Annotated in this window: 13 protein-coding genes; 4 read left to right on the top strand and 9 right to left on the bottom strand. The window is 35.5% G+C overall.

Annotation, left to right across the window (positions count from 1 at the left end; genetic code table 11):
• The first annotated feature begins 54 nt into the window (after window positions 1–54).
• Complete coding sequence (locus DI076_RS17740) at window positions 55–1,059, top strand: P-loop NTPase family protein (RefSeq protein ID WP_108961283.1); 1,005 nt, start codon at window positions 55–57, stop codon at window positions 1,057–1,059.
• Here the strand turns inward: DI076_RS17740 and DI076_RS17745 are convergent.
• From DI076_RS17745 to DI076_RS17775, 7 genes are all read right to left on the bottom strand, one after another.
• Window positions 1,056–1,490, bottom strand: coding sequence for an acyl-CoA thioesterase (locus tag DI076_RS17745; protein ID WP_108961182.1), 435 nt, complete (start codon window positions 1,488–1,490; stop codon window positions 1,056–1,058). The genes DI076_RS17740 and DI076_RS17745 overlap by 4 nt on opposite strands.
• Window positions 1,491–3,131: a glycerol-3-phosphate dehydrogenase/oxidase gene (locus DI076_RS17750; protein WP_108961183.1), complete on the bottom strand. Its 1,641-nt coding sequence runs from the start codon at window positions 3,129–3,131 to the stop codon at window positions 1,491–1,493.
• A gap of 4 nt (window positions 3,132–3,135) precedes the next feature.
• Window positions 3,136–4,065: a diacylglycerol/lipid kinase family protein gene (locus tag DI076_RS17755; protein ID WP_245918558.1), complete on the bottom strand. Its 930-nt coding sequence runs from the start codon at window positions 4,063–4,065 to the stop codon at window positions 3,136–3,138.
• Entirely contained in the window at window positions 4,062–4,703 is a 642-nt protein-coding gene (locus DI076_RS17760) for a TetR/AcrR family transcriptional regulator (protein WP_108961184.1), read from the bottom strand. Before DI076_RS17760 ends, DI076_RS17755 begins: the two co-directional genes overlap by 4 nt.
• Complete coding sequence (locus DI076_RS17765; RefSeq protein WP_108961185.1) at window positions 4,703–6,319, bottom strand: FAD-binding oxidoreductase; 1,617 nt, start codon at window positions 6,317–6,319, stop codon at window positions 4,703–4,705. The genes DI076_RS17760 and DI076_RS17765 overlap by 1 nt, the downstream gene beginning before the upstream one ends.
• Window positions 6,320–6,404: 85 nt before the next feature.
• Window positions 6,405–6,857 (bottom strand): VanZ family protein, encoded by a 453-nt coding sequence (locus DI076_RS17770; RefSeq protein WP_108961285.1) that lies wholly within the window; start codon window positions 6,855–6,857, stop codon window positions 6,405–6,407.
• Between the two features lie 41 nt (window positions 6,858–6,898).
• On the bottom strand, window positions 6,899–7,204 hold the full coding sequence (locus DI076_RS17775) for an HU family DNA-binding protein (RefSeq protein WP_004788037.1): 306 nt from the start codon (window positions 7,202–7,204) through the stop codon (window positions 6,899–6,901).
• A 177-nt stretch (window positions 7,205–7,381) separates the two neighbouring features.
• Between DI076_RS17775 and DI076_RS17780 the strand changes: the two genes are divergently transcribed.
• Window positions 7,382–8,659, top strand: a complete 1,278-nt coding sequence (locus tag DI076_RS17780) for an STAS domain-containing protein (protein WP_108961186.1) — start codon at window positions 7,382–7,384, stop codon at window positions 8,657–8,659.
• Window positions 8,660–9,116: 457 nt separating this feature from the next.
• Here DI076_RS17780 and DI076_RS17790 read toward each other — a convergent pair whose 3' ends face one another.
• Window positions 9,117–9,644, bottom strand: a complete 528-nt coding sequence (locus tag DI076_RS17790; protein ID WP_108961286.1) for a hypothetical protein — start codon at window positions 9,642–9,644, stop codon at window positions 9,117–9,119.
• A gap of 87 nt (window positions 9,645–9,731) precedes the next feature.
• On the opposite strand from DI076_RS17790, the gene DI076_RS17795 reads away from it, so the two are divergent.
• Window positions 9,732–11,234, top strand: a complete 1,503-nt coding sequence (locus DI076_RS17795) for an HDOD domain-containing protein (protein WP_108961188.1) — start codon at window positions 9,732–9,734, stop codon at window positions 11,232–11,234.
• Between the two features lie 2 nt (window positions 11,235–11,236).
• Window positions 11,237–11,488, top strand: coding sequence for a hypothetical protein (locus tag DI076_RS17800; protein ID WP_108961189.1), 252 nt, complete (start codon window positions 11,237–11,239; stop codon window positions 11,486–11,488).
• An 11-nt stretch (window positions 11,489–11,499) separates the two neighbouring features.
• Here the strand turns inward: DI076_RS17800 and DI076_RS17805 are convergent, their stop codons facing one another.
• Complete coding sequence (locus DI076_RS17805; RefSeq protein ID WP_100715991.1) at window positions 11,500–11,928, bottom strand: Crp/Fnr family transcriptional regulator; 429 nt, start codon at window positions 11,926–11,928, stop codon at window positions 11,500–11,502.
• Window positions 11,929–11,983 lie beyond the last annotated feature (55 nt).

Consider the following 11,983-nt stretch of genomic DNA (forward strand, 5'->3'; position numbering starts at 1 on the left):
AATATTAGTGGAGGTTTCAGCTCGAATACTACTCGTTTTACAATGGCAAACTCTTTGATGGATTCCACAGAAACACTATCGCAATTGGTTTCAGAAGCACTCCTTGGTGAGAAGTTTCCCATTGCAAAAATCATCTCCAAAATCGAAACAGAAAACAATCTAACATTTCGTGAAAGTTTGTTCAACGAAATCCAATCTCAAAAACCAAATGCCAAAGATGGTCTTACCATTGGAATCACAGGAACGCCTGGTGCCGGCAAATCATCGTTACTCGGAGAACTTTGTCGTTTGTTCCTGGACTTTGCACCAGTCAAAAAAATGGCAATCGTTGCAATTGACCCCTCTTCCAATATCAGTGGCGGCTCGATACTTGGAGATCGTACAAGAGTTACTCTTCCAAGACGGGACACGAGGATTTATTTTCGATCACAACCTTCTCAACTTGAATTAGGTGGACTCAATCCCTATACCTATCATGTAATTCGTTTTTTAAGAAAGATTTTTGATTATGTATTCATTGAAACGGTTGGTATTGGACAAAACGAAATTTCAGTATCACTCATTTCCGATATTTCATTTCTTGTGATGCAACCTTTGGGTGGTGACCAAGTTCAGTTTATGAAATCAGGAATTATGGAAGTTCCCGAAGCTTTTATCATCAACAAATGTGATGAAGAGTCTTTGGCAAATTCAAGTTATTATATGTTAGAGTCCACTCTCGAATTTATCAAAGACATTCTCCCTGACCAGTCACTTCCACCAATTTTTAAAACATCAGTTGTAAAAAAGAAAGGGATAGAAGAACTATTAAATTTTATTCTAACATATTCGAAACGGAAAGATAAAAATATAGAAACCATAACTCAACTTATGCAGTGGATACGTAATGAATACGGCCGATTTGGGATTGGGATTTGGAAACAATTAGAATCAAATACTTGGAATCAAGCAGTCCGGCTCAATCCCTTAGGTGGCATCCATAAGCTCAGTTATGAGCTAGAAGAAACAAAATTTTTGTCTCTCATTCAAAACAAAATTGCTCAAAACGATAAAAATTAATTCTTAGATTCTTTTTTGATTACACTTAAAAACACTGCTGGGATTGGGCAAGGTTTCCGTTCCGAATAATCAAAAAAGACAATTGCAGTTTTAGCACGAGCAATTTCTTTTCCATCCTTATGTGTGATCACATACAACATATCTAATGATTTTGTTGAGATTTGATCTACGTACAATTGAATGTTCAAATCATCAGGGAAAAAAGCTTCTGATTTATAAACAATAGCCACATCAGAAACAACTATTCCTTTGCCTTCTACATTGATCTCAGTCCATCCATGAGAATAGAAAAATCTAGCTCTACATTCATGTGTTAATGTCAAAATCGCATCATGTGCCAAATGTCCGGCAAAATTGATATCTGATATTCGAACAGATAAAGATGTTTCAAATATTTTATGATTTGGAATATCGATTTTTATTCTTGGCACTTAATCAACAAACCACTGATAACGTTCATCAACTTTTTTGGCTTCTTCTTTCAGGCGATCTGCACTCCAACCAAGTAACTTAGCAATTTTTTTATCTAGACGAGTTCGTTCCGATGTTTCTACTTTCCCAACTGTTCCGACTCCAGACCTTCTGAAATAAAAATCAGTTAAATGATGAATGTCTTCATTTAAAACTATGTATTCCACTTCATCTTCATAATACATCTCGCCATTAGGAATTCGATATGTATCCAATCCTTTTAATGATAATATTTTCCATGTTAAACTGCCATACCGTCTAACTAATGTATCCATTTTAATACCAGGGACTTGTGGAAACTTAAATTGAATTTCGGTAACCAATTCCTTAAGGTTCTGGTATCTTCCACCAAGTAATGGTGTGAACTTTGTGACACAAGGATCAATTTTTCCTTTTGTATAAGTATCAATTGCATTCACTAAACTTTCTGCAACCGCTCTACTTGTTGTGTATTTTCCACCTAATGCTGAAAAAAATCCAGCGAAACCTTCATCTTCATAATGAAATATCTCCGATTTCCTTGAAGCAGAGTATGTTCCTTCAGTACTACCTGGATCTTCCACAAGTGGTCTTAATCCACCGTAATAATAATCGACATCTTTTAATGTTAATTTTGCAAAACCAAAACTATGATTTACTTCATCGATCAAATCAACAATTTCGGATTGTTTGACTTTAAACTTGTCTGGATCATCCTCATATGCAGTATCAGTAGTTCCGATGATCGTTTTGCCACGCCATGGGATCACAAATAAATGTGAGCCATCTCGTTTTGACAATACAACACACTCATTACCGCAAATATTACGAACGACTGCATGAATCCCTTTGGATCGAACTAATTTTTTTTCTGCTGAAATTCCAGCCATAGACTCAATTAAATCCGCCCAAGGTCCTGCCGAATTGACAACTACCTTAGCAGATACCAAAATCTTCTTGCCAGTGATTTCATCCGTCAACCCTACCGTATAACCGCCACTATTTTGTCTTTTTAAGGTAGTAACAGATAAATAATTGAAAGCATGTGCACCTTTTTCTTTTGCAGAAAGGATAAACTCAGTTGTATGTTTCTCTGGATTTGGATTTGCATAGTCGTAGTATTGGAAACTTCCTTTCAGTGATTTTCTACCAAGACCCAGCACCTTATAAATTGTTTCCGCAACGGAATTCCATCGGTATCTGGGAAGTTGAACATCTGGGTCAATTTCTTTGTTTCTATCAAAAGATAATAAATTGTATAACTCCATGCCTAACAATAACTGTATCCTTTGGAAGAGAGACCGAATCGGAATGATAAAACCCATAGGTCGAACAGCATGTGGAGAAATTTTCGCTAAATACCTTCGTTCTGATAAAGATTCACGCACAAGACCTAGTTCAAAATTTTTTAAATAACGTAGTCCGCCGTGGATTAGTTTGGAAGTTGCTTGGCTTGTACCAGATGCATAATCATTTTTTTCCACTAGAAGGCAATTATATCCTCTTAGTGTTGCATCCCATAAAACATTGGCACCAGTAATCCCACCTCCAATGACAAGAATATCGTATTCTTTTTTTAAATGATCTAATCTCGAATTTTCTTGTTTGGTGCTATTTTTCATAAGTTTAACATTTAATTGGTAATACCTTGGAAAGAACTTTAAACTGAGCAGGAAGTTGCCCCATATTTTCTCCATCTACATCGATAAATACATCTTCTTCTGATTCTGCTGTCAGTTCAGTAATTTGTTTTGAAATTACTTTTGCATCATCAGATAATTTTCCTTGGTAAAGATTTCCAAATTTTCGAAGTGTCTCAAAAACGGAAACGTCTTGGATTGCCAATAAATCCATTTTTCCATCATCTAATTTAGCTTTCGGTGCAAACCACATTCCTCCACCAGCAAATTCGCCATTCGCACAAACAATTAACCTACATTTATTTGTGATTTTCTCAAATTTGGAAAGTGTGAGTGTGATTTTTTTATTTGTATATGAAAACAAACAAACAACTGTATAAAAAAGGAATACACCTTTGCCACCAATAAACCTACCTAATTTTGATTGATTCACTCTATATACAACTTCTCCGCCCATTCCAAAATCAGCCAAGTTCAAACACAAATATTTACCTTTTGATTTATCAGGCTTGGTATAGGTAACATCAATTAAATCAATTTGTCTTTCGCTGCCATTTAACGCTTGTTCCAATGCTTTTACTGGATTTTTTGGAACCTTTACAGTTTTGATAAAATCATTTCCCCGGCCAGCAGGGATCGGGCTAAATACAACATTTTGATTGATCAATTTTCCATTTTCAAAAAGTCCATTGATGATATTTGAGAAAGTACCATCTCCTCCAATGCCTAAAATCCAATGATACCCTTGTTTTACAGATTCCTTTGCGATATCTTTTGCGGCTTTTTCTTTGGTAGTTGCTTCATATGAATAGGAAATCCCCTTTTGGATGAGAATAGGTTCAATTTTTTGCCAAACTTTTGCAGAAAGGCCTCCACCCGAAACTGGATTTAAAATTACCTTTATCTTTCTCATCATGTTTCTCCTTTGTTTCCACCTGAAAATAATCCAAAAAATAAAACATGTTCTATCGTTTCTAAATATGCTTTTTCACTTTTTATTTCATTTTGAAAATGCCCATCGAGAATCACTTCTACTGCACCACGGATCATTCCCCATGCAACGGCCACATTGGGATAGGTTCCTCGTGAGTTGATGAGATTTTCAATTTTTGCTTGTTTATAAATTTTTTCTAATAAAGACAATCGATTTGATCGTTCATCTGTGAGCATTTTCCTCATGTCTTCAGAAACATTATCAATGTTTAGATTCACTCCACATTGTTTAGCAACGAGGTACATATGTTTATCACCTAAACAATGATCGATGTAGGCTCGAATGGCCCGCCTAGACATCTCAATAGCAGTTTTTTCTTCAAAAGCTTTTTCAAGCCTTTCCCGAAGACGAACATAATCTTCATATTGGATACGAGCCATCAAATCATCTTTACTTTTAAAATGTAGATAAATTGTCCCTCGTCCAATTTCCAAATGTTTTGCGATATCATCCATCTTCACAAGAGATGGATGTTTTGTTCGAAAAAGTTCAATCGCGCAATTTAGAATGTCCGTTTCTCTTTGTGCAAATTCTCTTTTTTTCCTTTCAGAAACACCCATTATTTTAATCCTAATAATCCACCTGGATTCATAATTCCCTTTGGATCAAAAGTTTTTTTGAGAGAAGATAGGATACGAATCCCTTCTTTCCCAACTTCTTTTTCCATCCATGGAGACAACATTCTTCCGATTCCATGATGATGTGAAAGTGATCCACCATTTTCATGGATACTATCGATAATACCTTTATGAAATTTAACAAAAGAGGAAACTTCATTTTGTTTGTCCATAGGGCTTAGGAAAATGAAGTATAAATTTGCTCCATTTTCATATGCATGGGATATATGGACCATACATGAGGTATTTTCAAAACTTTTAATATATGCTCTTGTGTTTTCCCATAAAGTATGAAGGTTTGACCAACTAACAGCGGTCTCTAAGGTATCAATCCGAATACCTTCATCCATTAAATAATCACGCAAGTAGGCACTTGAATACCTTTGGTGTAGCCATTTGTTAACAGGTGATTCTCCGGTGGAAAATCCCCCATTCGATTTTGCTATCTTTTTGATTTTCTTCAAAACTTCTTTTGTATAAGAAGGGTCTCCATCGATGATGATGTGCATAAGTGACCTTTGCATTGGTTTGTAACCAATAAACCTTAGAAAAAGATCCTCTTTTCCTCCATGTAATCCACTCATATGAAAAGAAATATCAGTTTCCTCAGGATCTTGGATTCGGAAAAAATGAGGTTTTCCAAATCCCCCTTGCATCACTTCTCGCATTGTTTCCACTGCACTTTCAAAGTTTTTGAATATAAAAGAACCTTTAGCAGAATTTTGTGAATGGTATTTTCGAATTTTTAAAGTAGCCTTTGTTATAACACCAAAACTTCCTTCCGTTCCAAGAAACAAACGAAACATATCAGGACCAATGGAAGCTGCAGGATAAATTTTTGATTCAAATTTACCAGAAGGTGTAATCGCTGTTAATCCAAGAAGAATATCTTCTATCTTACCATAACCAGTTGAGGCTTGCCCTGCCCCTTTTGCTGCAATCCAACCACCTACAGTTGAAAATTCGAATGATTGAGGGAAATGTCCGCAGGTATATCCCCTGTCATTTAAATGTTTTTCTAATTCTGGTCCATATACACCAGCTTCGACGGTTACTGTTGAATCAATTGCATTAAATTCAATGATACGATTGAATCGAGACAAATCAAGGGAGATCCCTCCTTTCGGAGCTTGTAATGCTTTTGTGACTGTGGATCCTGCACCAAATGGAATGACGGGAATTTTATTTGCATTCGCAAGAGTTAAAATTTCTTCAATTTCCTTTTCATTTTTTGGAGAGACCACTACATCGACAACATCCGATACTTCACCGAACCGAGCTTTATAAATTTCAGTATAAAACTTTCCCATTGAATGTTTTGCTCGGCTAACATCGTCTAACGACACATTCGTATTCCCAACAATTTTTTTTAGTTTTGAGATGATGTTTGGAGTTAACTTCGATTTCTTTAATGGTTTTAAAGGGAGTTCACCTTTAGGAAGAGCAGATTTAAATTCTTTTGAAACTGGGAATTGATGATTTAAAAAATCCAATGTATGTGAGGGAAGTTTTTCTTCCACTTCTTGTGATCCCCATTTATAGATGTTTCGAGTTTGCATAGAAGTTACCAAAAATCCTTATTTGCTCCAAATTTTGAACCAAATTCACAAACTGACAATCAAAAAACTTTTTTGTTAGTTTTATTTAACCACGTAACTCTTTAAAATACTCAGCACGAACAGATGTTAAAAACTCAATTGATAAAGTAATTCCGAATAATAATGATAAAGTTTCTCTTAAAACTTCATCCAAATCAAATCCAGTTAACAACCATTCTATGAGTTCAAAACAAATATCTAATGCTGGTTGAGAATTTGATGGTGTATTTCCTTTTGCAATTGCTATCAGTAATTTGGGAATTTCACTAGTTTGATTGTTTGTTATTAAATTCCTAATTTCACTAGGATATGAAACCATTAACTTTTGTTTGATTGCGTTTGGAGTAAATACTAACTGATCTTCTCTTAATTCCAAAGCCATGAGTAAATGGTCTTTTAAATTTTTTTCAGAGTGATGGCTATCTTGCCAAACAAGTAGAGCTTTTTCCCCTACGAGAGAGTCTTCAAACGGTAAGAATGGATATGGTTTTTTTTCCATAAAATTCCCAGGTAGTTTCCCACCTGGGAGAATTGATGACATTATTTTTTAGGTGGGACAACCGCATCTTTGCAAGTTTTAGAAAGAGTGAATTTCACAACTGTCTTTGCTGGGATAACAATCGCTTCACCAGTTGCAGGGTTTCTACCTTTTCTTTTCGGACGATTACGTTTAACAAGTTTACCTAGACCAGGAATGACAAATGCACCATTCTTCTTAGTTTCTTTGTAAGCGAGTTCAACGAAAGAGTCCAAAAATGCTGCTACATTTTTTTTGGTCATTCCAGTTGTTTCAGCGAGTTCGCTGAGCATTTCGGACTTTTTCATTGGGGTAGGAGTTGTTGCCATACTTTGATTTTCCTCTAAACCATTTAACGGTTACACATTATTTACAAAACTACCTGTTTTGGTACAAGATTAAAATCATTTTGGATACAATTTTTCTTAAAATTCCCTAAGAAAATCGTAGTTTTTGTAAAAAAACCTTTATTTTCCTAAGGAAAATGGGAATTTCTTCCAAAACTCATGACTTCCATCAAATACAAGAAGATCGTTGTCGTTTTCAAACGAACCAAATACGAGTTGGATTTGGAAACTTATGGTTCCATCCAAGCCTATAAGGAAGTCACTAAACAAAATCCAAATGTATTCCAAAGAACATTTGAATCCCACGAAAGGCAAATTCGTTCCCGTGAGTATCTAAAAACACATGTATTTCCAAAAGCTGATTTTGTTTTCCGAGAACACTTTGACCCTGAATCTGGTTCGAATTATGATTTAGTTGTCGCACATGGTGGTGATAATCATTTTACATATGTTGCTCATTTGGTCGGTAATACTCATTTGATTGGGTGTAATTCGGATCCAGACTCTTCAGTTGGAGCACTTCTTGGCTTTACTGCGGAAGAACTTGGTGAAGCAGTAAAACATAATTTTAAACAAACAAAAATAGAGTCTTGGTCACTATTAGAAACTGAAATTGTGTATCCAAATGGTACAAAACTTAAAACGGTTCCAGCTGTTTGTGAACTATCCATCCGAAACAATAGCCCAGATCTCACTTCAAGATTTTGGATCACGTATTTGGACAAAAAGGAAGAACAAAAATGTTCAGGCTTACTGGTTTACACCGGTGCAGGATCAACAGGTTGGATCAGTTCCTGTTTCCCTAAAAAATTCCCGCCATTTTCGAAACATGAGCCATTTTTCCACGTGTATTCCAGAGAAATACGAGTCAAATCACGAGAAACAGAGTTTTCCTTGGCAGATTTTAGGGCTTTGGATCAAGTGGAAGTTATTTCCGAAATGAATGGTGGATTGGCAGTGGATTCTCTCACGGAGAGACACTATCCTTTTCCACCATATGCAAAAGCGGTAATCAAATTATCGCCTGAGAAATTATTTGTAGTCGTTCCACTAAAGAGAGGGGAATCCATGCAGGACTTACCATACGAAATCGAACAAAAGCGCATCAATGGAACTGTCATTGTTCAAATTAAAGGACGGATGGAATCTGGTCCGTTAGATCGAATCACCCAAACCATACTTGATGAAATGGTTGGTACCGATAGAAAACATTTGATATTAGATTTTTCTGAATTACGTTACATTTCCAGTTTAGGAATACGTATGATTTTAGATGTAAAAATGAACTTACAAAAACGAAATAAAGAAATGGCACTCGTCGGTGTAACAAGTTCTATTTTACAAGTGTTCCATCTGTTAGGTTTATCCAATGCATTCCAATTTTTTTCTGATCGAGAAGATGCTTTAAAGTCTTTTGAGGAGCCATCTAAGTCCTAGATGACTCCACGAATTTCCGTTTGGATCTCCAATTCGGTTTTCGTTTCTTTTTTAGTAATTTCTATATTCTATTCCCTCATTTACTACGAAAACTCCTTCCTAAAAGAGGAGTCCACTTCACTCATCAATGAAAAAAACAGAAGTTTTGCGAGGGTGCAAGAATTGTCTCGAATCAAAAATCAATTCCCAATCGCTTACCAATGCCATTATAATTTTGGTTTATCTGATGGATCTTTATATGAATCTACCGAAAAAATCCCTTATTCCATTTACAAAAGGTTAAGGTTAGGTGATTCAATTGAAATTTACAAAAAGGAATTGCGAATTTTAGGAAAACCTACGGCAATTTCGAGAATTATGGGGAATGAAGAGCCACTCCCCCTTCTAGAGAACTTAGAAAAATATTTTAGACTTAGCTTTTACTATTTCTTTACTTTAACGGCTGTTTTTTTGGCGATTAGGGTTTCGGAATTGTTACTTCGAACTTATCCTTACCGGAAAAAACCAAATGAGACTGACGTGATTGTTGTAAATAATTCTCAGGATTTACATCAAAAGTAACAAAACACATATATTTATCGTATTTCACAACATACATATATTCCATATAATTGAGATGCGTATTTTGAGTCATAAACCCACGTAACCATTTGCTATCACGATAAACTCTTTCGTATTGGATGTTAGTCGCATCTATTTTTTTGATTGATTCTGCTGACTCTTTTGAATAATCACGACTCATGATTTCTTTTTTAAGCGTCTTTATCAGGTTATATTCAAGTTTTGCTTTATTAGGTGGTAAATTTTCTGGACGTGTTTTATAGTAGTACTCGAACAACTCTTTGTCTTGGCCTTCTTTGGCATCGTGATTTTCTTGATTCACGTCGGTAGATGTTGTTTGTGGTTTAGAGTCCTGTGCAGAGATTGAAACAACTGCTAAACTGAACAAAATGGTTAAGAGAAGGCTTTTTTTCGAGAGTTCCATAGTTACTATTATCGGATTTTCTAAGTAAATTTCAAAATAAAATTTTCGGTTTTCAAAAAGAGAAACAAGGTTCAAAACAGTTTTATCATGTCGATTCCCCCACTCATGACATTCCAGGAGGACTTTCTCTCTGGGAAATTGATCACCAAAGAATATGTCCATTTTTCGGAAATCGACTGTCCGGAATTGGACATTTGGATTGGTCGAGTGGTTAGGAGTATTTCTCTGGAATTCCTCCATGAGATTTTATTCACCATCCTAAGTGAACTTTTAGTGAATGGGTGTAAGGCCAATGGGAAACGTGTTTTTTTCTCAGAACAAGGGTTAGACTTATGGAATGAAAAAGATTATGCCAGAGGGATAAGTCTGTATAAGGATGAGTTTGGTCACCATCGCAAACGAGTCTTTTCATCTTTAGAAAAATCAAATTATTCTATTTCTCTTAGTACAATTTACAAGGAGGATTTTATTGAGTTCCGAGTACGCAATAATGCAAAAATCTTACCGGAAGAAAAAAATCGAATCGTTCGCAGGGTCCAAGCTTCAACAAAATACAAAAATATCAATGATGCTTATCGAGAATCCGTAGACAATGAGGAAAGTTCTGGTTTAGGCATTGTATTAATTCATATCCTACTTCGTAATTCAGGAATACCAAATCAATTTTTCGAATTGGTAACTGGTGAAGACTTTACAGAAGTCATCATTCGTATCCCCAAACAATTGATCCCAAAAGATAGCCAATCACGCATCAGGGATCTTTTGATCCGAGAAGTAAATTCACTTCCTCCATTGCCTGCTCAAATTAATAAATTGATCCTGATTGCGAAAAAGAAAGATGTTACTTTCCAAGAAATTGCGACTGAAGCTGAAAAAGACCCAGCGATCGCGGCTGAAATCATCAAAATCGCAAATTCACCATTGTTCGGAGTCCATAAATCCATAGTTTCTGTTTTTGAAGGAGTGAAACGGATTGGTCTAAAAAACCTCGAGTCAATCTTTTTGGCATTGGGTGCAAAAAAGATACTTAACTCTCGTTATGCGAAACAAGTTCTTGTTTGGACTCACTCTTTTAAAACTTCTATGTATGTGAAATTTTTACTGGAAGAAAAGCGAAAACACATCCAACTTTTGGAAACCGCAACAATCGCTGCCCTACTACATGATTTAGGAAGAATGGTTCTTTTATCCCTTGATTTAAGCCAAGTCAATCAGATCCGAGTCTTAAGAAGTGACGATAATACGGAAATTTCTGAATGGGTAGAAGAATACACGGTTGGAACAACTCATTCAGAAATTGGTTATTTAATTTCTGACAAATGGCATTTTCCTGAAGAAATTTTAGATGTAATTCGTTTCCATCACAAACCTTGGCAGTGTAAGTCAAGAAATAACATTTTATGCCAAATCATATACTTAGCAGACATCCTGGCAAATATCGGCAAAGGGAAAGGGAATTACTTTACTGTAGAACCAGAAGTTTTGGACTATTTTGAAATTCACTCAGAAAAAGATTTTCGAGAAATGCAAGATCGTTTTAAAGTAAAATTTGAGGAACATAGAGAAGAATACCAAAATCTCTTTATATAAAAATGGATTGGAAATTATTACTCACACTGGAAGAAAAAGATTTAGAAGATCCGAATTTAGCCGACGAACTCAATTTAGTTGGCCATCCAGAATACCCTTATATATCAAGTTTACCACCTGAAGAAACTTTGGAAATATTGAAAGAATTTGTCCTCGCGGAAGGTCACAAGGTCAATTTGAAGAATTTACTTAGTTATGCGCCTATTTTAGAAATCACTTTGGTCAAAAAAAACTTACCGTCCATTTATGGGTAATGCGATTAAAACTAAACACTTCCCAAATCTTCTTTTAAATCTTTTCCTAATTCTGTACTAAATTCAATTTTCTTAGCAACTGATTTTTCCATACTGCTAATCAACAGTTCATTTGTTTTTGCTAATCGATCCGCCATAATGGAAACCATCTTCGCTGCGAATTTCGGATTTTTAACCAAGAAGTTTTCTAACTGTTGTTTACTCTCAATCACTGCTAATTCACAGTTTGTAATTGTCCTTGCAGTTGCACTCCTTGGATTGGAACTAAACAAAGCCATTTCTCCAAAAAAATCCCCAGGTTTCATGAGCGCCAATCGTGTTTGGCTATTATTAACAGTAAAAAATATTTCTACATTCCCTTGCAAAATGATGTACATAGCATTATTCAACTCCCCTTCTTTGAAGATCCTTTGGTTCGGCGGAATGTTGAGTTTGCTCATAAAATGGTGACTCCTATATCTATTTTTGGCTATTTTGGCTAAAATCTGAATTCAT

The sequence above is a fragment of the Leptospira ellinghausenii genome, from assembly GCF_003114815.1.
Lineage (GTDB): Bacteria > Spirochaetota > Leptospiria > Leptospirales > Leptospiraceae > Leptospira_A > Leptospira_A ellinghausenii.

Coding starts and splice junctions, on each gene's coding strand:
- DI076_RS17760 (WP_108961184.1), bottom strand. CDS start 4,703: ATGGGTGTTTCTGAAAGGAAAAAAAGAGAATTTGCACAAAGAGAAACG.
- DI076_RS17750 (WP_108961183.1), bottom strand. CDS start 3,131: ATGAAAAATAGCACCAAACAAGAAAATTCGAGATTAGATCATTTAAAA.
- DI076_RS17770 (WP_108961285.1), bottom strand. CDS start 6,857: ATGGAAAAAAAACCATATCCATTCTTACCGTTTGAAGACTCTCTCGTA.
- DI076_RS17765 (WP_108961185.1), bottom strand. CDS start 6,319: ATGCAAACTCGAAACATCTATAAATGGGGATCACAAGAAGTGGAAGAA.
- DI076_RS17795 (WP_108961188.1), top strand. CDS start 9,732: ATGTCGATTCCCCCACTCATGACATTCCAGGAGGACTTTCTCTCTGGG.
- DI076_RS17800 (WP_108961189.1), top strand. CDS start 11,237: ATGGATTGGAAATTATTACTCACACTGGAAGAAAAAGATTTAGAAGAT.
- DI076_RS17805 (WP_100715991.1), bottom strand. CDS start 11,928: ATGAGCAAACTCAACATTCCGCCGAACCAAAGGATCTTCAAAGAAGGG.
- DI076_RS17775 (WP_004788037.1), bottom strand. CDS start 7,204: ATGGCAACAACTCCTACCCCAATGAAAAAGTCCGAAATGCTCAGCGAA.
- DI076_RS17780 (WP_108961186.1), top strand. CDS start 7,382: ATGACTTCCATCAAATACAAGAAGATCGTTGTCGTTTTCAAACGAACC.
- DI076_RS17755 (WP_245918558.1), bottom strand. CDS start 4,065: ATGATGAGAAAGATAAAGGTAATTTTAAATCCAGTTTCGGGTGGAGGC.
- DI076_RS17790 (WP_108961286.1), bottom strand. CDS start 9,644: ATGGAACTCTCGAAAAAAAGCCTTCTCTTAACCATTTTGTTCAGTTTA.